The organism is Halorhodospira sp. 9622 (assembly GCF_022228025.1).
In the GTDB taxonomy this organism is placed as follows: Bacteria; Pseudomonadota; Gammaproteobacteria; order Nitrococcales; family Halorhodospiraceae; genus Halorhodospira; species Halorhodospira halophila_A.
In genome coordinates this window covers 104,885-129,339 of record NZ_JAJNRE010000008.1, presented here as the reverse complement: position 1 = coordinate 129,339, position 24,455 = coordinate 104,885, and the positions used below count along the sequence as shown (strand labels likewise).

Annotated in this window: 23 protein-coding genes; 11 read left to right on the top strand and 12 right to left on the bottom strand. The window is 71.2% G+C overall.

Going from position 1 to position 24,455, the window contains the following annotated elements; genetic code table 11:
• Nucleotides 1-51: 51 nt before the first annotated feature.
• A complete protein-coding gene (locus LRG07_RS06690; RefSeq protein WP_201173112.1) occupies nucleotides 52-426 on the bottom strand; it encodes a magnesium transporter MgtE N-terminal domain-containing protein in 375 nt (124 codons plus the stop codon).
• A gap of 316 nt (nucleotides 427-742) precedes the next feature.
• Between LRG07_RS06690 and LRG07_RS06685 the strand changes: the two genes are divergently transcribed.
• Entirely contained in the window at nucleotides 743-1,006 is a 264-nt protein-coding gene (locus tag LRG07_RS06685) for a type B 50S ribosomal protein L31 (RefSeq protein ID WP_201243097.1), read from the top strand.
• Nucleotides 1,007-1,057: 51 nt separating this feature from the next.
• Complete coding sequence (locus LRG07_RS06680; protein WP_201173135.1) at nucleotides 1,058-2,362, top strand: citrate synthase; 1,305 nt, start codon at nucleotides 1,058-1,060, stop codon at nucleotides 2,360-2,362.
• 127 nt (nucleotides 2,363-2,489) lie between these two features.
• Here LRG07_RS06680 and LRG07_RS06675 read toward each other — a convergent pair whose 3' ends face one another.
• Nucleotides 2,490-3,119 (bottom strand): hypothetical protein, encoded by a 630-nt coding sequence (locus LRG07_RS06675; protein WP_238642020.1) that lies wholly within the window; start codon nucleotides 3,117-3,119, stop codon nucleotides 2,490-2,492.
• A gap of 40 nt (nucleotides 3,120-3,159) precedes the next feature.
• Nucleotides 3,160-5,571, bottom strand: coding sequence for a penicillin-binding protein 1A (locus tag LRG07_RS06670; RefSeq protein WP_238642019.1), 2,412 nt, complete (start codon nucleotides 5,569-5,571; stop codon nucleotides 3,160-3,162).
• A 158-nt stretch (nucleotides 5,572-5,729) separates the two neighbouring features.
• On the opposite strand from LRG07_RS06670, the gene LRG07_RS06665 reads away from it, so the two are divergent.
• The 3 genes from LRG07_RS06665 to LRG07_RS06655 are packed head-to-tail and all read left to right on the top strand — an operon-like array spanning nucleotide 5,730 to nucleotide 9,378.
• A complete protein-coding gene (locus LRG07_RS06665) occupies nucleotides 5,730-7,100 on the top strand; it encodes a hypothetical protein (protein WP_238642018.1) in 1,371 nt (456 codons plus the stop codon).
• Nucleotides 7,097-8,218, top strand: coding sequence for a secretin N-terminal domain-containing protein (locus LRG07_RS06660; RefSeq protein ID WP_238642017.1), 1,122 nt, complete (start codon nucleotides 7,097-7,099; stop codon nucleotides 8,216-8,218). Before LRG07_RS06665 ends, LRG07_RS06660 begins: the two co-directional genes overlap by 4 nt.
• Nucleotides 8,215-9,378 carry a deoxyguanosinetriphosphate triphosphohydrolase gene (locus LRG07_RS06655; protein WP_201173146.1) on the top strand — a complete coding sequence of 388 codons (1,164 nt, stop codon included), beginning with the start codon at nucleotides 8,215-8,217 and terminating at the stop codon, nucleotides 9,376-9,378. Before LRG07_RS06660 ends, LRG07_RS06655 begins: the two co-directional genes overlap by 4 nt.
• A gap of 12 nt (nucleotides 9,379-9,390) precedes the next feature.
• Here the strand turns inward: LRG07_RS06655 and aroB are convergent, their stop codons facing one another.
• On the bottom strand, nucleotides 9,391-10,464 hold the full coding sequence (aroB, locus tag LRG07_RS06650) for a 3-dehydroquinate synthase (RefSeq protein WP_238634983.1): 1,074 nt from the start codon (nucleotides 10,462-10,464) through the stop codon (nucleotides 9,391-9,393).
• A 45-nt stretch (nucleotides 10,465-10,509) separates the two neighbouring features.
• Nucleotides 10,510-11,043 (bottom strand): shikimate kinase AroK, encoded by a 534-nt coding sequence (gene aroK, locus LRG07_RS06645; RefSeq protein WP_201173149.1) that lies wholly within the window; start codon nucleotides 11,041-11,043, stop codon nucleotides 10,510-10,512.
• 53 nt (nucleotides 11,044-11,096) lie between these two features.
• Between aroK and LRG07_RS06640 the strand changes: the two genes are divergently transcribed.
• Nucleotides 11,097-11,825 carry a 3-deoxy-D-manno-octulosonic acid kinase gene (locus tag LRG07_RS06640; protein ID WP_201173150.1) on the top strand — a complete coding sequence of 243 codons (729 nt, stop codon included), beginning with the start codon at nucleotides 11,097-11,099 and terminating at the stop codon, nucleotides 11,823-11,825.
• 8 nt (nucleotides 11,826-11,833) lie between these two features.
• Complete coding sequence (locus LRG07_RS06635) at nucleotides 11,834-12,928, top strand: glycosyltransferase family 9 protein (RefSeq protein WP_238642016.1); 1,095 nt, start codon at nucleotides 11,834-11,836, stop codon at nucleotides 12,926-12,928.
• Here LRG07_RS06635 and hldE read toward each other — a convergent pair.
• Nucleotides 12,925-14,358 carry a bifunctional D-glycero-beta-D-manno-heptose-7-phosphate kinase/D-glycero-beta-D-manno-heptose 1-phosphate adenylyltransferase HldE gene (gene hldE, locus LRG07_RS06630; RefSeq protein ID WP_238633255.1) on the bottom strand — a complete coding sequence of 478 codons (1,434 nt, stop codon included), beginning with the start codon at nucleotides 14,356-14,358 and terminating at the stop codon, nucleotides 12,925-12,927. The genes LRG07_RS06635 and hldE overlap by 4 nt on opposite strands.
• Nucleotides 14,359-14,501: 143 nt before the next feature.
• Here hldE and LRG07_RS06625 point away from each other — a divergent pair, with 143 nt between their 5' ends.
• The gene (locus tag LRG07_RS06625; RefSeq protein WP_201173155.1) at nucleotides 14,502-14,936 is read left to right on the top strand and encodes a DUF2721 domain-containing protein; all 435 of its coding nucleotides are present in this window, start codon (nucleotides 14,502-14,504) and stop codon (nucleotides 14,934-14,936) included.
• Nucleotides 14,937-14,955: 19 nt separating this feature from the next.
• On the opposite strand, the gene LRG07_RS06620 is transcribed toward LRG07_RS06625, so the two are convergent.
• Complete coding sequence (locus LRG07_RS06620; protein WP_201173156.1) at nucleotides 14,956-15,768, bottom strand: hypothetical protein; 813 nt, start codon at nucleotides 15,766-15,768, stop codon at nucleotides 14,956-14,958.
• A gap of 94 nt (nucleotides 15,769-15,862) precedes the next feature.
• On the opposite strand from LRG07_RS06620, the gene LRG07_RS06615 reads away from it, so the two are divergent.
• Nucleotides 15,863-16,117: a zinc-finger domain-containing protein gene (locus LRG07_RS06615; protein ID WP_201173389.1), complete on the top strand. Its 255-nt coding sequence runs from the start codon at nucleotides 15,863-15,865 to the stop codon at nucleotides 16,115-16,117.
• A 50-nt stretch (nucleotides 16,118-16,167) separates the two neighbouring features.
• Entirely contained in the window at nucleotides 16,168-16,698 is a 531-nt protein-coding gene (rfaH, locus tag LRG07_RS06610; protein WP_201173158.1) for a transcription/translation regulatory transformer protein RfaH, read from the top strand.
• A 16-nt stretch (nucleotides 16,699-16,714) separates the two neighbouring features.
• On the opposite strand, the gene LRG07_RS06605 is transcribed toward rfaH, so the two are convergent.
• Together LRG07_RS06605 and LRG07_RS06600 are read right to left on the bottom strand one after the other, a co-directional pair.
• Nucleotides 16,715-17,524 (bottom strand): ElyC/SanA/YdcF family protein, encoded by an 810-nt coding sequence (locus LRG07_RS06605; protein ID WP_238634987.1) that lies wholly within the window; start codon nucleotides 17,522-17,524, stop codon nucleotides 16,715-16,717.
• Nucleotides 17,525-17,556: 32 nt separating this feature from the next.
• Entirely contained in the window at nucleotides 17,557-19,812 is a 2,256-nt protein-coding gene (locus LRG07_RS06600) for a primosomal protein N' (protein ID WP_370641516.1), read from the bottom strand.
• On the opposite strand from LRG07_RS06600, the gene LRG07_RS06595 reads away from it, so the two are divergent.
• Nucleotides 19,811-20,395 carry a DNA-J related domain-containing protein gene (locus LRG07_RS06595; RefSeq protein WP_201173163.1) on the top strand — a complete coding sequence of 195 codons (585 nt, stop codon included), beginning with the start codon at nucleotides 19,811-19,813 and terminating at the stop codon, nucleotides 20,393-20,395. The genes LRG07_RS06600 and LRG07_RS06595 overlap by 2 nt on opposite strands.
• A 28-nt stretch (nucleotides 20,396-20,423) precedes the next feature.
• Here the strand turns inward: LRG07_RS06595 and LRG07_RS06590 are convergent, their stop codons facing one another.
• The 3 genes from LRG07_RS06590 to LRG07_RS06580 form a co-directional block, all read right to left on the bottom strand.
• Nucleotides 20,424-21,863 carry a sodium/glutamate symporter gene (locus tag LRG07_RS06590; RefSeq protein WP_201173165.1) on the bottom strand — a complete coding sequence of 480 codons (1,440 nt, stop codon included), beginning with the start codon at nucleotides 21,861-21,863 and terminating at the stop codon, nucleotides 20,424-20,426.
• A gap of 72 nt (nucleotides 21,864-21,935) precedes the next feature.
• On the bottom strand, nucleotides 21,936-22,895 hold the full coding sequence (locus tag LRG07_RS06585) for an alpha-L-glutamate ligase-like protein (protein ID WP_238642015.1): 960 nt from the start codon (nucleotides 22,893-22,895) through the stop codon (nucleotides 21,936-21,938).
• The gene (locus LRG07_RS06580; RefSeq protein WP_201173176.1) at nucleotides 22,892-24,409 is read right to left on the bottom strand and encodes an inactive transglutaminase family protein; all 1,518 of its coding nucleotides are present in this window, start codon (nucleotides 24,407-24,409) and stop codon (nucleotides 22,892-22,894) included. The genes LRG07_RS06585 and LRG07_RS06580 overlap by 4 nt, the downstream gene beginning before the upstream one ends.
• Nucleotides 24,410-24,455 lie beyond the last annotated feature (46 nt).

Here is a 24,455-nt window from a genome sequence, read left to right as displayed (position 1 = left end):
CGCGGGGGGGGGGGCCCCGACGGGGCACCCCCGCGAGAGCGGCGAGCCGGATTACTGCAGACGCCCGGAGAGCACCGTCTCGACGCGGCTGCGCTTGAGCGGGCGGAGGTTGCGTACGACCTCGTCGCGGCACTCCGGATCCAGGCGCTCAAGCACGCGGGCCAGCGTATTGAACGGCAGACGGTTGGCCAGGCGGGCGGCCGGGCCTCGGTCCATGTGCTCGAGCACGCTCGCCTGCGCAGCGGGGCGCATCTCCAGGAAGGTGGCCAGGCTCTCCCCGTCCGGCATGGCGCGCAGCGCCGCCGGGCGCTCGGCCGGGGCCATCTGTGCGATGCGCCGTGCCGCGGCGGCGGGCAGGCGGTCTGCATACTCGGCGCGAGCCGGTGCGCCGAGGCCATGGTCTTGATGCTCGGTGGTGATGGTCATCTCTGCCTCCTGAGTGTTCGGGTGCCCGACCCGCGGCACCGGAGACAGAGAGACGGCAGAGACTCCGTCAGTCGGCCGGCACCCCGGGACGGGCGTTGGTTCGCGGTACGACGTCGTTGCTTGGCGTACTGCCGTTACCGTCCGGCATGACGGTCTCCTCGTGTGGCTGACACGTGACGTGGAATCTAGGCGGCGACCCGCCCGCTGTCAAGCGTTGCGGCGCGCCGGCAGGCCATCTTGACCCCCTATGCTGCGGCGGCTACTATCCGCGGTTTAACATGCTCAAGAACGCGGCTGAACGTCGCAGAGGGTCACCATGAAGAAAGACATCCATCCCGAGTACCGCGAAGTCGTTTTCCAGGACATCTCGACGGACTTTTCCTTCCTGACCCGCTCCACGGTCCAGACCGACGAGACCATCACCTGGCAGGACGGCAACGAGTACCCGCTGGTCAAGATCGAGGTCTCCAGCCGGAGCCATCCGTTCTTCACCGGCAAGCAGCGTGTGGTCCATTCTGGTGGGCAGGTCGACCGCTTCCGCAAGCGCTTCGGCATGACCCGGGGCAGCTCCAGCCAGTAACCCCCGGACTGCGCCGAGCGCGGTTATCCAGGGCAGCAGCGGAGGGGCATCATGACGTCGAAAACCGTCACCGTCACCGACAACACCACCGGCCACAGTGTCGAGATGCCCATCCGCGAGGGAACGCACGGGCCGGCCGTCGTCGATATCCAGAACCTGTACAAAGAGTTTGGATACTTCACCTACGATGCCGGCTTCACCTCGACGGCGAGCTGTCGCAGCGACATCACGTTCATCGACGGCGAGAACGGGGTGCTCCTCTACCGCGGCTACCCCATTGAGGATCTGGCCGAGAACAGCAACTTCCTCGAGGTCTCCTACCTGCTGCTCCACGGTGAGCTGCCCACCAAGGATGAGCTGGACCAGTTCAACCGGGCGGTGACCGAGCACGCTATGATCAACGAGTCGTTGAAGGACTTCTTCGACGGCTTCCACTACAACGCGCACCCCATGGCCATGCTCACCGGCGTGGTGGCATCGCTGTCGGCCTTCTACCACGACGCCATCAAGCTCGGGGACCCGCGCAACCGGATGCTCACCTGCCACCGCGTGCTGGCCAAGATGCCCACCATCGCCGCCGCGGCCTACAAGCACATGGCGGGCGAGCCCTTCGTCTACCCGCTCAACCGGCTCTACTACACCGAGAACCTGCTCAACATGCTGTTCTCGCGCCCCACGGAGCCGTACGAGATCAATCCGATCCACGCGCGGGCGCTGGATCAGCTGCTGATCCTCCACGCTGATCACGAGCAGAACGCGTCGACCTCCACGGTCCGCCTGGCCAGCTCCACCGGCACCAACCCGTTCGCCTCCATCGCCTGCGGCTGCGCCGCCCTGTGGGGCCCCGCCCACGGTGGCGCCAACGAGGCGGTGCTGAACATGCTCCACGAGATCGGCGACATCAGCCAGGTGCCGAAGTACATCGAAAAGGCCAAGGACAAGGATGACCCGTTCCGCCTGATGGGCTTCGGGCACCGGGTCTACAAGAATTTCGACCCGCGGGCGCGGATCATCCGCAAGACCTGCCACGAGGTCCTCAACGACCTGGGCATCGAGAATGACCCGCAGCTCGAGCTGGCTATGGAGCTTGAGGAGCGGGCACTGCAGGACGACTACTTCGTCGAGCGCAAGCTCTACCCGAACGTGGATTTCTACTCGGGCATCATCTATCGGGCTCTGAGCATCCCCACCGACTTCTTTACGGTGATGTTCGCCCTCGGCCGGACGCCGGGCTGGCTGGCCCAGTGGAACGAGATGGTCGCCGATCCGGAGCAGCGCATCGGGCGACCGCGACAGCTCTACACCGGCGCAGCTCGGCGAGATTACGTCCCCATCGATCAGCGCCGGAAGGATTGAGCTCGACCCCCGTTGCCCCGCCACCGGCGGCAACGGGCGGCCCCCCCCCCCCCAAAAACCCCCCCCCCCCCCCCCCCCCCCCCCCGGGGCCCCCCCCCCCGGCGCCACGGGGCGGCCCCCCGCCCCCTTACTCCTCGCCCACCACCGCCTCGAGCAGCGCGGTCACCTCAGCAACGCCGGCGCGCTCCATCGCCCCGCCGTGGACCTCGCTGCGGGGCGGCTCGCGCAGGCCGGCCTCCGAGAAAACGGTCAGCTCCACCTCGGTATCTCCGGCCAGGAAGCGGAACATCGGCTGGATGGACCACCCGTCGCGGCCGAAGCGCAGGCGCCGCTCATCGGACTCGAAGGGGATGCGCCGGTCCATGAGGAACATCAGAACCGTCTCGGGGGTATCGGCGAAGACGTGCAGCTGCACCGGCGACTCGGCGTCGGCGGTTCCGGCGAGCACCGGCCCCACCAGCCGCGGGCGGAAGTCGGCGAAGAAATCCATCGCCTCCAGGGCACGCCGGCGCAGATGGCGCAGCGCGGCCTCGTGCTCCTCGCCACCGAAGACGGTGTGGTACTCCAGCAGCGCCTCCTGGATCTCCTGATTACCGGGGAGGTTACGGGTGTCGCTGGCGCCCAGGCGCTCCGCCGCTTTGCGCTTGGCGGCGTAGTAATCACGTACGCCGTCCTCGGCCATCAGCCGCGCTGCCTCGCGTATCAGGCTCAGCCGCATGCGCTGATCGCGCTGGTGGTTGGCACTTCTGCGTCCCATGGCTTCCCCCCTGCTCCGGCCGTCTGCTGGTGCCATCCGCCTAGAAGAGCTGCCGCTCCGAATGCTCGCCGTCGCGTTGCCGGCGATCGCGGTCCTCGCGGACCGGAACGGTCTCCTCGCGGAAGGTCTCGAAAATTGCCTCTGGGTTCTCGGAGCTCGTCGCGCGCCCGGACTCCGGATCGATGCGCACCGTGACCAGACCGTCCGGGCGCGGAACGGAGCGCTCCTCGACCCCGTCGAGGGCTACCGACATGAACCGCGCCCAGATCGGCAGCGCGGCCGTGGCGCCGGTCTCGCCCCGGCCCAGGCTGCGCTGGTCGTCGAAGCCGATCCACGCCGTGGCCACTAGGTCCTGGTTGTAGCCCACGAACCAGGCATCGCGCAGGTCGTTGGTGGTGCCGGTCTTGCCGGCCAGATCCTCGCGGTCGAGCACCCGCCGGGCCCCTCGGCCGGTACCGCGCTCCACCACATCGGAGAGCATGTCGCTGATCAGCCATGCGTTGTCTTCGGGCAGGACACGCTCGGCCTGCGGCGGCAAATCGAACAGGCCGATGCGTTCGCCCGGGACCGAGGCCATGGGCAGGTCGTCGCGACACAGCTCGCACGCCTCCGGGAAATCCGGCCGGAAGACCACCTCGCCGGCGCCGTCCTCGACGCGCTCGATGACATTGGGGATGACGCGGTACCCGCCGTTGGCAAAGGCCGCAAAGGCACTGGAGATCTGCAGCGGGGTGGCGCTGTTGCTGCCCAGGGCCAGGGAGAGATCCCGCGGCAGGCTCTCCGCCGGGAAGCCGATGCGGGCGGCGTGAGCGATGGTCGGGTCGATGCCGACGTCGCGCAGCACCCGGATCGAGACCAGGTTGCGGGAGAAGACCAGCGCCTCGCGCAGCCGGGTGGGGCCGTAGAAACGGCCCGAGTAGTTGCCCGGCCGCCAGTAGCTCTCTAGGGCATCGTCCCGGAAGACCACCGGCGCATCGTTGACCAGGGTGGCCGGCGTGTAGCCGTTCTCGAGGGCCGCCGAGTAGATGAACGGCTTGAACACCGAACCGGTCTGCCGCCGCGCCTGCACCGCCCGGTTGAAGGAACTGAGCCGGAAGTCGAAGCCGCCGGCAAGCGCCCGCACCCGGCCATCCATCGGGTCCTGGGCCACCAGCGCGCCGGAGACATCGGGGACGGCGCTGAGGGCACCGCGCCCCTCGCCCCGCGGCGCGACACGCACGATATCGCCGACCTCCACCACGTCGCCCGCCTCCTCCGGGGCGGGACCGCGCCGGTTGGCATCCCGGTAGGGGCGCGCCCACTCCATGGTCTCGAAGTCGACCTGTAGCACGCGCCCGCCACGCGGCCAGACCCACGCCGCCTCGGGCTCCACGGCGAGCACCACGGCCGCCTGCAGGCCTCCGAAGGGCGGGTGGGCGGTCAGTGCCTCCTCCATGGCCGCCGGATCGCCAACCAGCTCCGCTTCAACGCTGCCCTCCGGCCCCCGGTAGCCGTGGCGCCGGTCGTAATCGCGGAGGCCGCTGCGCAGGGCCCGGTTGGCGGCGTCCTGACGGTCCTTCTCGATGGTGGTGTAGACCGTGTAGCCACCGGTGTAGGCCTCCTCGGGCCCGTAGCGCTCGGTCATGGTCCGGCGCACCATCTCACCGACGTAGCGAGCGTCCACGCGGCTGCGCGAGGCGTGCAAATCGGCGGTGATCGGCGCAGCCATGGCCTCCTGATAGCGCTCCGGGCTGATGAAGCCCTCGTTGAGCATCCGGCCGAGAACGTAGGCACGCCGCTGGAGCGCCCGCTGCGGATTGCGGATGGGGTTGGCTACCGAGGGCGCCTTCGGCAGGCCGGCGATCATCGCCATCTGGGCCAGATCGAGCTCGTCGGGGTCCTTGCCGTAGTAGACCTGCGCGGCCGCCGCCACGCCGTAGGCGCGATGGCCCAGGTAGATCTTGTTGAGGTAGAGCTCGAGGATCTCCTCCTTGGACAGCGTCCGCTCGATCTGCAGCGCCAGGAGGATCTCGTTGACCTTGCGCAGGATGGTCACCTCGCGCGAAAGGAAGAAGTTCCGCGCGAGCTGCATGGTGATGGTGGAACCACCGGGCCCGAAGGAACGCTCGCGGACCACGTGGCCGACCGCACGCGCAAGGCCCTGGTAATCCACCCCGGGGTGTTCGTAGAAGCGGTCGTCCTCGGCGGCGATGAACGCCAGCAGCAGATCGGTGGGGAGATCGTCGATATCCTCCGGCTGGCGCCGCTGCTCGCCGTACTCGGCGATGAGCTCACCCTCGGCGCTGACGACACGCAGCGGCTGCTGGAAGCGCACGTCGCGCAGCGACTCGGCATCCGGCAGCTGCGGGGCGAGCACGAACACGGCGTAGGCCACGGCCGCCGCGGCCAGGACAGCGCCGACACCGACCAGGGCGACGGTGGTGTAGAGAAGGGTACGCAGGAATCGCTTCATGGGGACGGGGCGCAGGCGCCTTGGCAAACTCTGTAGGCAGTATACTGACCACCTCTTGAACGGGCGAGTTCCCGCCTTATAGTGGGGGGACGCTCTTCGCCGCGCACCAGGGACCGGTGGCGGCGGCTCGGGAACCAGCGTCTCAGGGAGGAGACGGGATGCCCCTGCCCAGCACCGCGACGCTCGGCGTCGCCGTGGCCGGACGAACCGTGCACGTCTGCCTGCGGCGCCGTAGCCACTACGCCTACACCGCGGAACCCGTCCGTGGCACGGGCGCAGAGGGCCGACGGGAGGCGTTGCGCGCGGCCTGCCGCCGGCTCGACGCTGGCCGGCCGCGGGTCGCGATGGCCGTGCCCGAGAGCCGCGTGCAGCGCCATCGGCTCCGCCTGCCCGACGGACTGCGCCGCTCCGAGCACCGCGCCGTGCTGCGCCTGCACGTCCGCCGCGCCCTGCCTGCACCGGCCTCCGCCTGGCGTTACTGCCTCGGCGACGAGCGCCGGCGGCCGCGCCTGCTCGCCGCTCGACACACCGACCTGAACGCCGCCCGCGCGCTGCTGTACGAGTCTGGCCTGCGGCCGGTGGCGCTGCTCACCAGCCGCGATGCCCTGGCCCGGGCAACCGGGACGCCACCGGCCCCGTTGCCAGACACCCCGGCAGCCCGACTGACCCGGGCCCTGGCCGAGGTGGCCCGCTGCCCGGGGCCGGACAACCTGCTCCACGCGCGGGACCCGAACGCCCGCGACAACGGGCACGCCCTGCGCACCGCCGCCGGCGCTGCGCTGGCCGCCGGCCTGGCGGGGGTGGCGGCCCACGCCCACTGGGGCAGTACGCTCGCCCCCGGAGCCGGCGACCACGCCGACACCGACGTGGAGCCGCCCACCGCCGACCACGGGCGGGATCCGCAGCCGCCGGAGGAACGAGAGGGCCCTGCCGCGGATCCGGCCCCGCCCGATCCACCCCCCGACCCCGCAGACGCACGCCGGCGCGCGGCCCCCGGGTGGCTCGACACGCTGGCCGGCGCACTGCCCGAGCGCGCCCGCCTGACGGCTGTCGAGCTCGGCAACACGCTGCGCGTCGACGCCCTGGCCGCCGCCCCCGAGTGCGCCGAACGCTACCTGGCGGCGCTGCAGGAGGCGGGCTTCGAGGACATCGAGCTGGAGCAGATGCGCCGCACCGACAACGGCCGGCGCTCGCTCTCCCTGCGCGCCGAGCCGCGGCCTCCGGACCCGGCCCCCGACGCGGCGCCCGGGACACCCCTGCGCGAGCAGCTCGGCGCACTGAGCCGGAGCCTGGAGGCACGGGATCTGATCCTCGAGGACCTGCGACGGGACCCAGCGGGCGGTGACGGTCGGGTCGTCGCGCAGCTGCGTATCTCCGGCGATTACGCGGCGCTCCGCGACTGGCTCGCCGACGAGGCCGCGGCCCCGCGGCAGCGCGGCCTCGATCACCTGCGTCTGCGCGCCGCCGAACCACCACGGCTCGAGGCCGAGGTGACCCTGGTCCTGCACCCGCCGAAGGACGAGCCATGAGACGCCAACTGCTCCCCGCGGTCACGGCCGTGCTGCTGGCTGCCCCCACCGGCACGCACGCCGGGCCGCCCGACCCGTTCCACGGCCCGCTCGACGGGGACGGCGACACCGGCGCCGAGGCCTCCCTGCGCACTCTGCCCCTGGTTCACGCCGACGCCGGAAAGCTGGCCGAGCTGTTGCGCGAGGAGACCGGTGTACTCTCCCAGTCCGGCCATGCCAGCGTCGACGAGCGCACCAACACACTGATCATGCACGATAAGCCGGAGCACCTCGACGAGGCCGAGCGGCTCATCGACAAACTGGACCGGGCCAACCGCCAGGTGATGATCGAGGCGCGCATCGTCCTTGCCTCGGGCGAGTACGCGCGGGAACTCGGCAGCCGCCTGGGCCTTTCGAGCCAACGCGGCGACGGCCACTTCGCCTTCGACACCCTACCCGGCAGTGAGGGAGCCGCCCTGGGCGACGGGCTACTCGCCGACCTGCCGCCGGTGGGCGAAGGCGCGCGCCTGAGCGTCTCCGTAGGCGAGGTGGGCGAGCGCCTGCTGCAGCTTGAACTCTCGGCGATGGAGGCCGAGGGCCACGGGCGCGTGGTCTCGAGCCCGCGGGTCCTGACCACCGAAAGGCAGACGGCGCGCATCGAGCAGGGCGTCCAGATCCCCTACCAGGAGACGGCCGAATCCGGCGCCACCGCGGTCGCTTTTGAGGACGCCTCCCTGTCGCTGACCGCCACTCCGCAGGTGACCGACGGGGATGCGGTGAACCTCGCCCTGCGCGTGACCAAGGACGCCGTCGGGCAGATCTACGAGGGCGTGCCGAGCATCGACACCCAGGCCGTCGCCACCCGCCTGCGCGTGCAGGCCGGCGAGACCATCGTCCTCGGCGGCGTGCGTGAGCACGAGCAGCGCGAGCGGCGTCAAGCGGTGCCGTGGCTCGGCGACCTGCCACTGGTCGGCTGGCTGTTCCGCCAGCGCCGATCGGAGCAGAGCCACCACGAGCTGCTGGTCTTCGTGACGCCGCGCCTGGTCGAGGAGGGGGCGCCACCGGGGGCGGCCGTTGACGAAACTGCCCCCCGCCCCCACATTGACCGCCCCAGCCGAGCAATCGAGGACGACCGGTGAGCCTGCACGCCACCCCGCCACGCCCCTGCGCCGTCACCGAGAGCGCCAGCCGCGGTCGCCAGTATGCGGAACCCCACCCCGGGCACCGCAGCGAGTTCCAGCGCGATCGCGACCGCATCATCCACTGCGGCGCTTTCCGGCGCCTGGAGTACAAGACGCAGGTCTTCGTCAACCACGTCGGCGATCTCTACCGCACCCGGCTGACCCACACCCTGGAGGTGGGCCAGATCGCCCGCACCAGCGCCCAAGCCCTCGGCCTGAACATCGACCTGGTCGAGGCCATCGCCCTCGCCCACGACCTGGGTCACACCCCGTTCGGCCACGCCGGCCAGGACGCCCTGGCCGAGCGCATGGAGGGGCTCGGCGGCTTCGAGCACAACATCCAGTCCCTGCGCGTGGTCGACGACCTGGAGAAGCGCTATGCAAAGTTCGACGGGCTCAACCTGACCTTCGAGACCCGTGAGGGCCTGCTCAAGCGCTGCCCGGTGGAGCGCGCCCGACAGCTCGGCCCGGTGGCCGAGCGCTTCCTCGACGGCGGCCAGCCAACGCTGGAGGCGCAGCTGGTCAACGTCTGCGACGGCGTCGCCTACAACAGCCACGACGTGGACGACGGCTTGCGCTCGGGGCTGATCAGCGTCGCCGAGTGCCGCGAGACAACCCTGCTCGGCCCGCTGTTCGCTGAGGTCGAGGCGGCCTACCCCAATCTGGATGAGCGACGCACCATCTACGAGGTGGTCCGGCGCATGATCAACGTCCAGGTCGAGGATCTCATCCGCGAGTCCGCGGCACGCATCGAGGCCGCCGATCCCGCCGACGTCGAAGCGGTACGCCGGCACCCGGGGCCGCTGATCGGCTTCAGCGCGGACATGGCCCGGCGGCACCAGGACCTGAAGGACTTCCTGTTCCGCCGCCTCTACCGCCACTTCCGCGTGGCGCGCATGGTGCGCAAGAGCCAGGTGGTGGTGCAGGGGCTGTTCGACGTCTTCCTCGACGACCCGCAGCTGATGCCGGATCAGCCCCGCGATGCGGCCCACGCCGGCGAGGCCCGCCACGGCATGCCAGGGCGGGCACGGGCCGTGGCCGACTACATCGCCGGGATGACCGACCGGTTCGCCATCGAGGAGTACCGCCGGCTGTTCCGCCCCGAGGAGCTGACCTAGGCTGCGGCGGGCTCAGCCCGCCCGGACCGCCTCGGCCAGTGTGGCCGTCAGCGCCTCGGCGGCGAACTCGCTGGTCACCACGGCGTCGCCAACGCCGCGCAGGAGCACCAGGCGCAGCCGACCAGCGCGATTCTTCTTGTCCACGCTCATCAGCTCGCGGAAGCGCTCCTCGGAGATCGCCGGCGGCTGCGTGGGCAGTCCAAAGGCCTCGAGCAGGGCGGTGGTGCGCTCCAGCCCGTCGCGCGACAGCCAGCCCAGGCGCACCGACATGCGTGCCGCCATGACCATCCCCACCGCCACGGCCTCGCCGTGGAGCCAGGTGCTGTAGTCGGTCTCTGTCTCGATGGCGTGGCCGAAGGTGTGGCCCAGGTTGAGCAGGGCGCGCTCACCGGCCTCGCGCTCGTCGGCAGCAACCACCTCAGCCTTATTGCGGCAGGACTCGGCCACGGCGTGAGCCAGGGCCTCGGGATCGCGCCGGCGCAGGGCATCGACACTGCCCTCGAGCCAGTCGAAGAAGGCGGGATCGCGGATCAGGCCGTACTTGACCACCTCGGCCAGACCGGCGTTGTACTCGCGCTCCGGGAGCGTGGCGAGAACGCCGGTATCGGCGATCACCGCGCGGGGCTGGTGGAAGGCGCCAATCATGTTCTTGCCGCGCGGGTGGTTGACGCCGGTCTTGCCTCCCACCGAGGAGTCGACCTGAGCCAGCAGGGTGGTGGGCACCTGGATGTAGCCCACGCCGCGCTGATAGGTGGCGGCGCAGAAGCCGGCCAGATCGCCGATGACCCCGCCGCCAAGGGCGACCACCGTGGCCGAGCGGTCGAAGCGGCCCTCGATCAGGGCGTCGAAGACCTGCTCACAGGTCTGCAGGGTCTTGTAGCGCTCACCATCGCGCAGGGTGACCGACTGCACCTCGACCCCCGGCGCGGCCAGGCGCCCGGCGTACAGCGGGGCTACGGTCTCGTTGCTGACCAGCAGCGCCCGATCCGCCTCCAGGTGCCCGGTGAGCAGCCCCTCCTCCAGGACCCCGTCACCGATATAGATCGGGTAGCTGCGTTCCCCGAGCTCGACCCATTGTGTCCGCATGACCGCTCCTGCTGCCTGTCTGCTCTCGTTCGTCGGTGCCGACGCTCAGGAGGCCTGCCCCTGCAACGCCTCGATGATCCGCCGCGCCACGCTCCGCGCCCTGCCACCGGTCGTCTCCACCACCACGTCGGCCACTTCCCGGTAGAGGGGGTCACGCTCGGCGAGCAGGGCCTGCAGCCGCGCCTCGGGGTCGTCGCTCTGGAGCAGCGGCCGGTTGGTGTCGTGGCGGGTGCGCTGCAGCTGCACCGAGACCGGGGTGTACAGGTAGACCACCACGCCGCGCGCGCCGAGCAGGTCGCGGTTGGCCGGCGTGGTAACCGCGCCGCCGCCGGTGGCCACGACCACTCCGTCCCGGCGGGTCAGTTCGTCGATCACCGTCGCCTCGCGCGCGCGGAAACCGGCCTCGCCCTCCAGATCGAAGATCCACGGGATGCTCACCCCGGTGCGCGCCTCGATGGCGGCATCGCTGTCGATGAACTCTAGACCCAGCAGGGTGGCCAGCTCGCGCCCCACGGTGCTCTTGCCGGCACCCATGGGGCCAACGAGAAAGACCCGCGACGGTATTCTCCAGTGTGCCATGACGGCACTTTACCACCACCGGTGTGGGCCTCGGTATGGCAGAGTAGGCGGCCATGGACCCGCAACAGACGCGCCAAGGCCCCCAGTACATCCTCTACGATGCTGACCGCTTACCGGCGCCGGACGCCGCGCTCTTCGAACCGGAGGCCCTGGCGCGCGCCGGTCGGCTCAGCGGACGCCCCGGCGGCGGTCGCGGCAGCGCCTGTTTCCTGGAGGTCGGCGGGATCCCGGCCGTGCTGCGGCCCTATCGCCGGGGTGGGCTCCTCGGCCCGCTGCTCGGCGACTGCTATGCCCGGGGCCGGCTCCACGCATCGCGCCCCTGGCGCGAGTGGTGGCTGCTCGCCCGGCTCCACGACGAGGGCTTCCCCGTGCCCGCCCCGCTGGCCGCCCGTGTGCGCATGGCCGGACCGTGCTACCGCGCCGAGATCCTGCTCGAGCGGCTGCCGGCGGCCACCCTCACCGAGACGCTGCGCCACGGACCACTGCCGGCCGAGCGCTGGTGCGCCATCGGCGCCTGCATCGGCCGACTGCACCGGCGCGGCCTGGATCACGCCGACCTCAACGCCCACAACATCCTGCTCACCACCGACGGCACCACCCACGTCATCGATCTGGACCGGGCCCGACTGCGCCCCCGCGCCGGCCGCTGGGCCGAGCGCAACCTCGCCCGACTGCAGCGCAGCCTGGCCAAGATCGCGCGCAACGACGCCGCCGTGGCGCCGGTGCCGGAAAGCCATCTGGCCGCCCTGCGTCAGGGCTGGCACAACGCGCTCGAGGAGTAAGCTCAGCGATGCCCCAAGACCCATCCACACCCCCCCGCTCGATCTGTCTGCTGCGCCTGTCGGCCATCGGCGACTGCAGCCATGTGGCCCCGGTGGTGCACACGCTCCGCGAACACTGGCCGGAGACCGCCATCACCTGGGTCGTCGGCAAGACGGAGTACCGCCTGGTCGGCGACCTGCCGGGGGTGGAGTTCATCGTCGTTGACAAGGGTGACGGGCTCTTTGGCGCCGTGCGCAAGCTGCGCGGGGAGCTGGCGGACCGGCATTTCGACGTGCTGTTACACATGCAGGCGTCGTGGCGGGCCAACCTGCTCTCGACGGCGATCCGGGCCGACACCCGAATCGGTTTCGATCGGCCGCGCGCCCGTAATGGCCAGCGGTGGTTCACCCACCGAGCGATCCCCGGACCGTCGCGGGTCCACGTGCTCGATGGGTTCTTCCAGTTCCTGCAGGCAGCCGGGCTGGATGCACGCACCCTGCGCTGGGATCTGCCGGTACCCGCCGAGGCCGAGGCGGAGGTGGCCGGCCGGCTGCCCGCCCGCCCCTTCCTGGCGATCAGCCCGTGCAGCTCGATCCGTGCGCGCAACTTCCGCAACTGGTCGGCCACCCAATATGCGGCCGTGGCCGAGTACGCCTACCAGGAGTACGGCCTGGCGCTGGCGCTGACCGGCGGCCCCACCGCGCTGGAGCGGGAGTACGCCGATGCCATCGCCGCCGCCACCAGCGCGCCGGTGGCCGACCTGGTCGGCCGGACATCGCTGAAGGGGCTGCTGGCCGTCCTGCAGCAGGCCACTGTGTTCGTCGGCCCGGACTCCGGCCCGCTCCACCTGGCCAACGCCAGCGGGGTGCCGGTGGTGGGGCTCTACGCGACCTCGAACCCGCAGCGTACCGGCCCCTACCTGAACCTCGAATACGTCGCCAACCGCTACCCGGAGGCGCTCAAGGCCGAACTCGGCCGGCCGGTGGAATCGGTCCGCTGGGGGCGCCGGGTGCGCAACCCCGAGGCCATGGACTGGATCAGCGTGGCCGACGTGGTCGAACGGCTGGATGCGGCCCTGGCCGACCACGGCGTACCACGCCGGGGCAGCGCGGCGGACGGCTAGCCGCGGCCGCGGATGCGAGCGATCAGCTCCGTGGTCGACGCGCCGGCGAGCAGGGGCAAGACCTCCACGGCACCGCCGGCGGCGACCACGGCGTCGTGGCCGGCGATCTGCTCAGGCCGGTAGTCCCCGCCCTTGACCAGCAGATCCGGCAGCACGACCTCGATCAGCCGCGCCGGGGTGTCCTCGCTGAACGGCACCACCCAGTCCACCGCATCCAGGCCGGCGAGCACCGCCATGCGCTGCTCCAGCGGAGTGACCGGCCGCTCCGCCCCCTTGAGCCGCGCCACCGACGCGTCGTCGTTGACGGCCACCACCAGCCGCTCGCCCCGCCGGCGGGCCCGCTGCAGGTAGTCGACGTGGCCGGCGTGCAGCAGATCGAAGCAGCCGTTGGTCATCACAATGCGCTCTCCAGCCGCCCGGGCCTGCCGGACGGCGGCGAGCAGACCTGGCTCGTCGACCACACCGGCGCCCGCTGCTTGGCCGCCCGCGCCGCCCATCGCGGCCTCCAGCTCCGCCGGAGTGACCGTGGCCGTGCCCAGCTTGCCCACCACCACGCCGGCGGCCAGGTTGGCCAGGGCGGCGGCATCGGCGAGGTCCACCCCGGCACCCAGCGCGGCGGCCAGGGTCGCGATCACGGTATCGCCGGCGCCGGTGACATCGAAGACCTCCCGCGCCCGGGTCGGCAGGTGCACCGGAGCGCCCTCCCGCGGAGCCAGGGTCATCCCCGCCTCGCCCCGGGTGACCAGCAGCGCCTCGAGCTCCAGCTCTGCCGCCACCATCGCCGCGCGCCGGGCGATCTCGTCGCCGTCCGCGCAGGGCCCAACCACCGCCTCGAATTCCGCCAGGTTGGGCGTGAGCAGAGTGGCGCCGCGGTAACGACGGTAATCCGCCCCCTTGGGATCGACCAGCACCGGCCGCCCAGCGCGGCGGGCGGCGTCGATCAACCCGGCCGGATCGGGCAGGGCCCCCTTGGCGTAATCCGAGAGCACCACCACCGCGGTGTCGGTCAGCACCGGCTCAAGCAGCGCCAGCATGGCGGCGCGATCAAAGCCGGGGAAACCGCGCTCGAAGTCGAGACGGATCAGCTGCTGATGGCGGCTGATCACGCGCAACTTGGTGATGGTGTCGGCGCCGGGAATGCGGTGGAAGCGCTGGCCGACGCCGGCGGCCTCGAGCAACTGCGCCAACCGGTCGGCGGCCTCGTCGCTGCCGGTGGGGCCGATCACTTGCGCCGCGCCGCCGAGGGCGGCCACGTTGAGCGCCACGTTGGCCGCACCGCCCGGGCGCTCCTCGGCGTCATCGACCCGCACCACGGGCACCGGCGCTTCCGGCGAGATGCGCTGGGTGGCCCCGTGCCAGTAGCGGTCGAGCATCAGGTCGCCGGCGACGACGACCCGGACATCGCGGAAGCCGGGCAGCGGGAGGTTCATGGGCGAGCGGGCATCCTGTCGAAGAACGGGTCGGGGATTATAGCCGCGGCGCCGGAGCCGACAGAAGCCGGCGCGACGAGGTGGCAGCCGTGGCGCGTGTCCGTATCATGGGGTCTCAGCCACCCTGACCGGAGGGCCCGCGGATGTTCCAGGCACCCGAGCCAACCGCCGAACTGACCCTGTCCACGCCGGCACTGCTCTTCCCCGCCATCTCGCTGCTCCTGCTCGCCTACACCAACCGCTTCATGGGGCTGGCCTCGCTGATCCGCGACCTGGAATCCAAGTACCGCTCCACCCACGACGTGTGCCTGCGCACCCAGATCGAGAACCTGCGCAAGCGCGTGCTGCTCATCCGCAACATGCAGGTCGCCGGAGTGGCCAGCCTGTTCTTCTGCGTCCTGTGCATGCTGGTCCTGTTCGCCGGATCGATGCTGCTAGGCAAGGTGCTCTTCACCATCAGTCTGATCCTGATGCTCGCCTCGCTGGGGCTGTCCCTGCGCGAGCTGCAGATCTCGGTGGGGGCCCTGCACGTGCAGCTGCGGGACCTGGAGAACCGTCACGACGAGGAAGGGCGTTGACCGTCCGCCGAGTGCGGGATCAATCGCCGACCGAGTGGTAGGCCGGGATGGCCTCCTGCTGGATGAACAGCACGGCGCGGCGGTGGCGGCTGGCCGGTGCCTCAAGGTGGGCGTGGTACTCCGAGTACAAGCGGCCGGCCGGGTGGTGGTGGAGCTCGGCGCCGATCACGAAGGCCAGCGCCCGGCGCCAGGCCACGGCGTGATCCGCCTCGCCGGCTGCGTCGAGCACCGACAGGGCGTGCCCGACCGTGCGCAGCGTGGCACCGGGGGCGCGCTCGACCACGGCCTCGTGGATCAGGTTCACCACCAGGCTCTCGCGCGCGTCGCTGGCGGCGGGGCTGGCGTGGAGGAGCGTGCCCGCCCACCCCTGGGGGACCATCGCCGGACCCATGCCCCGGGCCAGGTCGCGCAGATAGGCTTCGTGGGCCTCGGGGAAGTCGGCCACAGCGCCGATCAGCCAGACGCCGAGCAGATCACCGAGCAGCTCGGGGCCCGTTCCCGCGCCAGCGATCCTGCGCGCGTGCAGGGCCGCGCACGCCGCCCCTAGGGCCGCGGTGGCGTTCTCGTGGTGGAGGAACGGCGTGCCGGCCCGGTCCAGGCCCCGCTCGATGAGCAGCACCGGGGCCTCGAAGCGGTCCTGCTCGAGCAGGCCAAGCAGGGTGGCCAGGGCCACCGGCGGCTCCTCGTGGACCAGGTCCACCACCGGCACCGCCTCGCGGGAGCGCGGCGCGCCGATGCGCACCGCCTCGCGGTAGCCGGTTTCGCCGGCCCACGCCCAGAGCTGGGTACGGAGCAGCTGGATGCGATTCGGGGGCGGTGTCTCTTGACTCACGAGGCAGACCCGGGTGGACTGTAGGCAATAGCCTACGTGGTGCCTGCCTCGGTTACAATCGGCATCACGATCAGCAGCCAAGCGGGAGAGCATGGTGCCGGATCCCCAGACCCACGATCGCACAGACCTGGTACAGCCGAACGCGGCGAACCGCTATGAGGTCACCGCCCGGGACCTGCCGGTCTGCTGCCCGCTGCCCGGCATGTACCTGTGGAACTCCCATCCGCGGGTCTACCTGCCCGTCCACGAGACCGGCAGCATGATCTGCCCCTATTGCGGTGCCACTTACGTCCTCAAGGATGACGACCGGCTCGCCGTCGAGATCGGCGGTCAGCGGGAGTGGAAATAACCCCTACGGCCCGGCGGCCGGTCGGCGCGGATCAGGGCGGAGTGCACACCATGCAGGCGGAAGATCTCGTCGAGGACTTCGGGCGTTCGGACGCCTGGTATCTCGTCTACAGCAAGCCTAGGCAGGAGGAGCGGGCCTGGTGGAACCTGGATCACCAGGGCTATCGCTGCTTCCTGCCCATGGCGCGGTTCCGGCGTCGGCGCCAGCGGCGGTATCAGACCGTCGTCGAGCCGATGTTCCCGCGCTACCTGTTCATCCGTCTGGCCGCAGGGGTCGAGGACTGGAGCCCGATCCGCTCGACCACCGGCGTGAGCGGGCTGGTGCGCTTCGGCACCTGGCCGGCCCGCGTGCCGGACGGGCTGGTGGAAACCATCCGGCAGCGCATCGAGGACGGCCACTGCGACCTGGCCCCCGAGCCCCTGCAGCCCGGCGAGCGGGTGCGCGTGCTCGACGGCCCATTCCAGTCCTACGAGGGGATCTTCCGTGCCTCGCGCAGCGAGGAGCGGGTCATGATCCTGCTCGACGTGGCCGGGCAGCACACCACGCTGACCGTCTCCCAGCACCAGGTCGAGCGCGCCTGAGCCGTCCGGAGCCGCGTCAGCGTTCCGCGGCGCGGATCTCCCCGCGGATCCGCCCCCAGGCGATCCCCAGGTACTCGTGGAAGGCGCGCTCGGTCATGTGCAGCGCGTGTACCGAGGGACGCAACCCGTGGCCCGGATGGGCCTCCGCGCCGGGCTCCCGTTCGCGCACACGGTGGCGCGTCGGGGCGGGGATCGGCTTGAGCCCCTGCCCCCGGAACAGGCCCATGGCCCGCGGCATGTGCGAGGCCTCGGTGACCAGGATGATCGACCCGGCCTCATCGCCGAGCCGCTCGGCCATCGCCCGGGCCTCTTCGGCGGTATTGCGGGGCTCGGCCAGGCGCTCGACAGCGCCGGCGTCGAGGCCAACCTCGCCCATCAGACGGTGGAGCACCGCCGAGTTGGGGGTATCGCCGCGCACCGCACCGCCGGTCAGCCAGAGGGTGCTCTGCGGAAAGTGGCGCTGGAGGCGCACTCCTTCGAGGACCCGGGTAACGCCGTCGGCGTTGGCCTGCGCGGTGACCGGCAGCTGCGGATCGAGCCGGTGGCCGTGGCCGAGGACGACGATGTCGGTCACCGGCGCCTCCTCGCCCTCGGCGATCCCGGCCGGATCAAGCAGCGCCGGGTAGCGCTGCTCCAGCGGGGCGAGCAAACGGCTGGCGGTCGGTTCCCAGCTGGCTAGATAGAGCGCCGCCACGGTGACGATCAGCACCCCCCGACCCCAGCGCCCGTAGCGGGTGAAGAGCAGGACCAGGCCGACGATGCCGGCCAGCACCAGGAGGCTCAGGGGCATCAGGACCGCCCCGGCGAGCTTGCTGATCACGAACACGAGTCACCCCTCCCTGTCCTCTACACCGGGACTCAGACCATCTCTACCGGGTCCACATCCAGCGACCAGCGGACCTGGCGGGCCCCTTCCAGGCTGCCGAGCCCGCCGCTCCAACTCACCAGAAAACGCTGCAGATCGACCCGCCGCTCGGCGCGGATCATCAACTGCGCCCGGTGCCGACCCTCGCGCCGCTCCATGGGCGCCGGCACCGGGCCGAGCAGCTCCACCCCGCCGTCCGCGCCGACCCGGCTTCGACCATACTGGGCCGCCGACTCAAGGAAAAGGTACGGTGCGTCGGCATTCACCGACTCGGCACGCAAAAGAGCCAGCGCGGCGTAAGGCGGCAGGCCGGCGGCGTGGCGCTCGGCCAGGTGGGCCTCGGCGAAGGCGGGATAGCCCCGCTCGAGCAGAACCCGCAGCAGCGGATGCTCCGGATGACGGGTCTGCAGCAGCACCTCGCCGGGCTGATCGCCGCGCCCGGCGCGGCCGGCCACCTGCACCACAAGCTGCGCCAACCGCTCGGTGGCCCGGAAGTCTGCGCCGAACAGCCCCTGATCCACATCGATCACCGCCACCAGGGTCACCGCCGGCAGGTGGTGCCCCTTGGCCAGCATCTGCGTACCGATCAGCAACTGGGCGTCGCCCCGGTGAGCGGCCGCAAGATGGGCCTCGAGCTCGCCGCGGCGCCGGGTGGTGTCGCGGTCGATGCGCAGCTGCCCCACGCCGGGGAAGAGCTCCGTGAGCGCCTCCTCAAGGCGCTCGGTTCCGGGCCCCAGCGGGCGCAGATCCGCCGCACCGCAATCCGGGCAGGCCGCCGGCAGGCGCGCGCTGTATCCGCAGTGGTGGCAGCGCAGCTGGCCGCGGCTGCGGTGGTAGGTCAGCCGCGCATCACAGCGGTGGCATTCGGCCACCCAGCCGCAGGCGTGGCAGGTAAGCACCGGGGCGTAGCCGCGCCGGTTGAGGAACAGCAGCGCCTGCGAGCCAGCGTCCAGGTGCCGGCGCAACGCCTCCTGCAGCGGTGCGGAAATCCCTCCAACCAGACGGCGGCTGCGGATATCGACCAGCTGCACACTCGGGGCACGGGCCTCGCCCGCCCGATGCGGCAGGCGCAGGTGGGTGTAGCGACCGGCCCGCGCATTATGCAGAGACTCCAACGAGGGCGTAGCCGAGCCGAGCACGACCGGCACATCCAGGGTGCGGGCCCGCAGAACCGCCAGGTCCCGCGCCGAGTAGCGGAACCCCTCCTGTTGTGCCAACGAGGGGTCGTGCTCCTCGTCGACGACGATCAGCCCCGGACGCGGGAGCGGCGTGAAGATGGCCGAGCGGGTGCCGAGGATCACCGCCGCGTCGCCGTCCCGGGCGGCCAGCCAGGCCTCGGCGCGGTCGGCGCCGGACAGCCCGGAGTGGAGCACCACCACCGAGCCGCGCAGGCGCTCGCGCAGGCGCTCAAGGAACTGCGGGGCGAGTCCGATCTCGGGGACCAGGATCAGCACCTGCCGCCCCGAGGCCAGCGCCCGGGCTGCGGCCTGCAGATAGACCTCGGTCTTACCGCTGCCGGTCACCCCCTCGAGCAGGAAGGCGGCGTACCCCTCGGTATCCAGGATCGCGGCCAGGGCGCGCTGCTGATCGGCGTCAAGCTCTGGCCCCGGGCGGGGCGCCGGCACCGTCTCGGCCCCGCGCTCGGCCGGGTGGTACTCGCGATGGAGCAGGCCGGCCCGCTCCATGAGGCGCCCGGCCCGCTGCCAGGCAGGCTGCTCCGCCACCAGCGTGGCACAGGGCGCGGCACCGCCGGCCTCCACCAGGCGGCGACGCAGCTCCGCCTGGCGCGGGGCCCGGCGCACCGGGGCATCATCCTCACGCAGCCGCTCGTCCAGGCGCCACCAGGCCACCGCCCGCCGTGCCGGGCGGCCCTGGCGCAGCGGGCCCGGCAGCCCGGTGGCCAGGGCTGTGCCCAGCGGGTAGCGGTAGTAGCGCGCCGCCCAGGTGAGCGTCTCCAGCAGTTCGGCGTCGAGCAGCGGCCGCTCATCCACCCAGGCGGTGGCGGCACGCAGCCTCGCTGCCGGCACCTCGGAGCCCCGGCACACCTCCACGACGATGCCCACGGCGCGACTGCGGCCGAGCGGCACCTCGACCCGACAGCCGACGGGGTCATCCGGCCAGGCGCCGGACGGCGGGCGGTAATCCAGCGCCTCCTGCAGCGGGCGGGGCACCGCCACCCGCAGAACCGGCGGCAACCCCGCTGCACAGGGATGACCGGCGTCCGGGCGCGCGCTAGAGTCGTCAGCCATGGAGCCGGAGACCGCCATCGCCGAGCTGCAGGCCGCCATCGAGCCCATCCTCCACGCCCATCCCGAGGGCGTGACCGAGATGACCCTGATGGACCGGCTCGCCGCCGACGGGCATCCGCTGTTCACGCGCGAGGGGCGCAGCGAGCCGGCGGCGCTCTACCGCGCCCACTTCCTGCTCTTCCACGCCCTCTACCGATTGCGCCCGGCACTGGCCGAGGCCGGCCTGGGGTTGGAGATCCACTGCCTGTGCATCCGGCTGCACCGGCTGCCCGGGCGCGCTGCGGCCGAGCGCGCGCTGATCGGCGCCGACCCGTTGGCCGCCTTCTACCTCGACCCGGGCAACCTGGAGGGCATGGACAACGCCGCGGTGGAGCAACTGATCGCCGACGGCCTGTGCCGGGCCCTGGGCGCGGGCGACCGGGCGGCGGACCTCGCCGAGCTGGGCCTCGCCCCGGGAGCCCCGCCGGCGGAGATCCGGCGCCGCTACCGGCGCCTGGCCATGCGTCACCATCCGGACCGGGGCGGCGATACCGCGACCCTGCAGCGGATCAACGACGCCTACCAGCGCCTGATGGCCCGCTGAGACGCACCGCGGCGCCCGGTCCATGGGATCAGCCCCGCGCCGCCGGCCGCAGCCGGCCGCGCCCGCCGTCCGGCACCATGCGCCCGAAGTACAGGAAGCCCAGGGCCAGCCACGCGGTGGTGATCACGGCCGCGAGGATCAGCACCGGGACCGGCCCGAACTGGTAGATCAGCGGCACCGATGCCGCGGTGAACAGCCCCCCGCCGACGATGGGCTCGAAGAGCAGCTGCTTGTAGCCGAAGCTCTCCAGGGCGCCGGAACGGTTGTTGGGGTCGGCCATGCGCATGAGCAGCACGCCGGTAACCGTCACGCCCATGGACTGACCGAAGTCACCCACACCACGCTCGAACCAGTCGAAGGGGATGACGCGTGGAGCGATCACCACCAGCACGAACAACGACCAGGCGATGCCCGTTGCGGCCAACAGCAGGAAGGGCACCAGATGCTCGCCGAGGGCGGTCAGCGACAGGGTGGCCAGGGCGGCGACAATGGTGAAGTCCAGCGCCGTGCCGGAGATCCGCGACATGGTCCGCTCCGACACATATTCGGCATAGCCGGAGCGGATGATGAACACCTGCAGCAGCACGCCGCCGAGCATGGCCATCGGGAACAACGGCACGTGCTGGAGGATCTCCACCCCGCCGTCACGCGCCCAGGTGACCGCCTCGAGCCACTGCAGCGCCGAGAGCATCCCCCAGCCCAGCACCACGGCCAGGGCGACCAGGCCCAGGTGGACGGTGAGCGGATCGGTGGTCTGGCTCTCCTGCTGGCGGTCGCGGCGCAGGAGGTGGAGTTCACGGTCGCTGAAGCGCTCCTGGGCGCTACCGGGCCCCTGGGCATTCTCCGGGTGATCGATGATCCCCCGACGCACCGCCAGGTTGATCAGGATGGTGCCGACCACGACGCCGCCGACCAGGCCTACGGTGGCCAGCCCTAGGGCCAGATCGGCCCCGGCGGGGAAGCCGAGATCCTCGAAGGTACCGGCCATGCCGGCGGCCGTGCCGTGGCCGCCCTCGAAGCCGATCTCGATCAGCGCCCCGGCCATCGGACTCAGGCCGAAGACCGGCGTCAGCACCAGCAAAGCCAGCAGGATGCCCACCACGTACTGCCCCCACGCCATGGTCTGCCCGACCACGACCTGGGGGCCGGCGCGCAGCCAGATCTCGCGCAGCCCCGGCAGCGGCTTGCCGAGAAAGAGGGCGGCGAAGACGACGCTGATCAACAATCCGGGGATGGCCGACCAGGTGTCGTAGACGTAGTCCGGGAACAGCCCCGCGCCGTCCTCGAAGGGGCTGCCGATGAACCGGCCCAGCACCTCCGGGCCGAGCAGCAGCGCCACGGCACCGGCGATGATCGACGCCGGCAGGAACAGCCGCCGCGCCCACAGCGTGTAGGCGCGCAGGACCGAGCTGGCCAGTACCAGCAGGCAGAGCACCAGGATGGCGATCAGGATCTCGGCAACAGCCATGGTCACTCACCCCCAATGAACACGAGGCGCATCGTACTGGCGCTTCGGCCTTCGGGGCCAGAGGGCGTCGCCTCAGGTGCTGACGGCGAACTGCTCCATGGCCCAGCCGACGCGCGCCTCGGCGGTGGCGTGCCGGCTTTCCAGGGCCTCAATGGCCCCCAGGCGCGGCAGCAACCCGCAGCCGTTGGCGATCTGCACCGACAGGCCGGGGCGGGCGTTGAGTTCCAGCAGCTGCGGGCCCCGATCCCGGTCCAGAACCAGATCGGCCCCCAGGTAACCGAGGCCGCTCATCTCTTGGCACCGCGCGGCAAGCTCCAGCAGCGAGCGCCAATCGGGGATGTCGATGTCGTCGAGCGTCACCCCGGTGTCCGGGTGCTGGTAGACGCGCTGGTCGTACTGCACCGCGTGGGCACACCGGCCGGTAGCGATGTCCAGGCCAACGCCCACCGCCCCCTGGTGGAGGTTGGCCTTGCCCTGGGAGTCCTTGGTGGACAGGCGCAGCATGGCCATCACCGGATAGCCGAGGAAGACCAGGACGCGGATATCCGGGATGCCCTCGTAGGAGAGGGCCTCGAACCGGGGATCGAGGCGGATGCGATCCTCGAACACCGCGGTATCCGGCATGCCAGCCAGCGAGTGCAGCCCGGCCAGCGTGTTGGAGACGTGGCGCTGCAGATCCTCGAGCGAGAGCTCGCGCTCGCCGCCGGTCAGGAAGCGGTCGCCGCGGCGCCCGGTCACCACCAGGATCCCCTTGCCGCCCGCCCCCTTGGCCGGCTTGATGACGAACTCGTCTACCCCCTGCAGGCGCCCGGCCAGATCGCGGACCTCGTGCTGGTGACGGATGGTGAAGCGCAGCGACGGGGTGCCGACCCCATGCTCCTCGGCCAGCAGCTTGGTGCGCAGCTTGTCGTCGACCAGCGGGTACAGCCGCCGGTCGTTGTATTGGCCGATGTAGTGGACATTGCGCCGGTTCATCCCGAGGATCCCCGCCTGCCGCAGGCGCCGGGCCGTGCGCCAGTGGCGGAGGATCATCCCGAGGCCTCCCGGAAGGCGCTGAAGCGCTTGAGCTCGACCAGCCGGTAGCCGGTGTACTGCCCCATGAGCATGATCAGCGCGACCACCACCAGATTCAGTTCGGGGAAGTTGAAGGTCAGGTGCTCGGCCAGCGGGCGGCTCATGAGCAGGTACGCGGCCAGCGCCACGACCAGACTGCCGGTGCCCTGGGTGAGCACCTCGCGGGCCCCCTCCTCCTCCCAGAGGATGGACATGCGCTCGATGGTCCAGGCGATGATGATGATCGGGAAAAAGGCCAGGGTCATGCCGGTGGCGAAGCCGAGCTGATAGCCGAGCAGGCTCATCAGGCCAATCATGAAGACCACGATCACGATCACGGTGGCGATCCGGGCCACCAGCAGCAGGTTGAGCCGCGATAGGTAGCCGCGCAACAGCAGGCCCAGGGCGACGATGCCCACGAAGCTGATCAGCCCGGCGACCAGCTCTGTCTGCAGGAAGGCCAGGGCGATGAGCACCGGCATGAACGTCCCCGAGGTACGGATGCCGACGATGATGCGCAGGAAGACGGTCACCAGCGCGCCCAGCGGGAGCAGCAGGAGCAGCTTGAAGGCGGTCTGCTGCTCGATGGGCAGCTGATGCACGCTGAGCACGCTCATCACGCCACCCCCCTCCTCCATCCGCGCCAGCTGCTCGGCCGGCACGTTCTGGCGGTTCATGGAGAAGGCCACGCGCGCGTTCTGCCCGCCGAAGAGATCGATGAGCGAGGCCCCGCCCCGGTGCCAGAGCAGCACATCGTCGTCGATGCCCTGCTGCCCGGTCACCGGGTTGAAGGGTAGCCAGTGGTCGTCGACGAAGATCTCCACCATCTGCACCGGCGTCTGGTTGCGCCGCCCGTCCTCCAACTCCAGGGCCAGCGAGGTGCGCGCCGGGACGCCGGCGTGGTGGAGCAGCCGCTCGATGACCACGGCGCGATCGTAGTTGTCGAGGAGCAGGTCAGCGGAACCGTCCCGGCCGGTCCCGAAGGCGTAGATCAGCTGGCGCGCCAGACTCTGCGGACTGGCGGAGGTCTCCTGGGCACGCTCAAGGATCTGCTCGGCGGCGGTCTCCTCCGCACCGGACCAGGTCGGCGAGGCCGGTTCACCCGGTGCCTGGTCCACCGTCCGGTCGCGGTGGTCTGAGCCATCCGGGGTGGCGTGGACCTTGTAGTAGAGGGTCTGATCGCCCTCGGCCTCGGCGATGGTCCACTCGCCGCGGACCACGCCGTCCTGTTCGACGGTGGAGAAGCCGTAACCGGGGGAGGCGGTGTGCTCGAGCGAGAGTTCGAACCCCGGTGGACGGTCGGGGACGTTGAAACTGACCAGCACGGAGTCGCCCTGGGCCTCGAAGTCGATCCGCGCCTCGACCAGCCAGACCGGCTTCTGGGCACCGGGCAGGAACGGCACGCCGGTGTCGATGTAGCGCCACGCCGCGGTAGCGGTCCCGACAACGATCAGCAGCGCCACCAGCGCGAAGAAGAGCCTCCGGGCCGTCATGGTCGCTCCCCCGGCCCCCTCACGCAGTGGCGGGCCGCCCGGCCCG

Bases quoted from the DNA above. Each gene is read 5' to 3' on its own strand.
- LRG07_RS06690 (WP_201173112.1), bottom strand. From the start codon at position 426: ATGACCATCACCACCGAGCATCAAGACCATGGCCTCGGCGCACCGGCT.
- LRG07_RS06685 (WP_201243097.1), top strand. From the start codon at position 743: ATGAAGAAAGACATCCATCCCGAGTACCGCGAAGTCGTTTTCCAGGAC.
- LRG07_RS06680 (WP_201173135.1), top strand. From the start codon at position 1,058: ATGACGTCGAAAACCGTCACCGTCACCGACAACACCACCGGCCACAGT.
- LRG07_RS06675 (WP_238642020.1), bottom strand. From the start codon at position 3,119: ATGGGACGCAGAAGTGCCAACCACCAGCGCGATCAGCGCATGCGGCTG.
- LRG07_RS06670 (WP_238642019.1), bottom strand. From the start codon at position 5,571: ATGAAGCGATTCCTGCGTACCCTTCTCTACACCACCGTCGCCCTGGTC.
- LRG07_RS06665 (WP_238642018.1), top strand. From the start codon at position 5,730: ATGCCCCTGCCCAGCACCGCGACGCTCGGCGTCGCCGTGGCCGGACGA.
- LRG07_RS06660 (WP_238642017.1), top strand. From the start codon at position 7,097: ATGAGACGCCAACTGCTCCCCGCGGTCACGGCCGTGCTGCTGGCTGCC.
- aroB (WP_238634983.1), bottom strand. From the start codon at position 10,464: ATGCGGACACAATGGGTCGAGCTCGGGGAACGCAGCTACCCGATCTAT.
- aroK (WP_201173149.1), bottom strand. From the start codon at position 11,043: ATGGCACACTGGAGAATACCGTCGCGGGTCTTTCTCGTTGGCCCCATG.
- LRG07_RS06640 (WP_201173150.1), top strand. From the start codon at position 11,097: ATGGACCCGCAACAGACGCGCCAAGGCCCCCAGTACATCCTCTACGAT.
- LRG07_RS06635 (WP_238642016.1), top strand. From the start codon at position 11,834: ATGCCCCAAGACCCATCCACACCCCCCCGCTCGATCTGTCTGCTGCGC.
- hldE (WP_238633255.1), bottom strand. From the start codon at position 14,358: ATGAACCTCCCGCTGCCCGGCTTCCGCGATGTCCGGGTCGTCGTCGCC.
- LRG07_RS06625 (WP_201173155.1), top strand. From the start codon at position 14,502: ATGTTCCAGGCACCCGAGCCAACCGCCGAACTGACCCTGTCCACGCCG.
- rfaH (WP_201173158.1), top strand. From the start codon at position 16,168: ATGCAGGCGGAAGATCTCGTCGAGGACTTCGGGCGTTCGGACGCCTGG.
- LRG07_RS06595 (WP_201173163.1), top strand. From the start codon at position 19,811: ATGGAGCCGGAGACCGCCATCGCCGAGCTGCAGGCCGCCATCGAGCCC.
- LRG07_RS06600 (WP_370641516.1), bottom strand. From the start codon at position 19,812: ATGGCTGACGACTCTAGCGCGCGCCCGGACGCCGGTCATCCCTGTGCA.
- LRG07_RS06590 (WP_201173165.1), bottom strand. From the start codon at position 21,863: ATGGCTGTTGCCGAGATCCTGATCGCCATCCTGGTGCTCTGCCTGCTG.
- LRG07_RS06585 (WP_238642015.1), bottom strand. From the start codon at position 22,895: ATGATCCTCCGCCACTGGCGCACGGCCCGGCGCCTGCGGCAGGCGGGG.
- LRG07_RS06580 (WP_201173176.1), bottom strand. From the start codon at position 24,409: ATGACGGCCCGGAGGCTCTTCTTCGCGCTGGTGGCGCTGCTGATCGTT.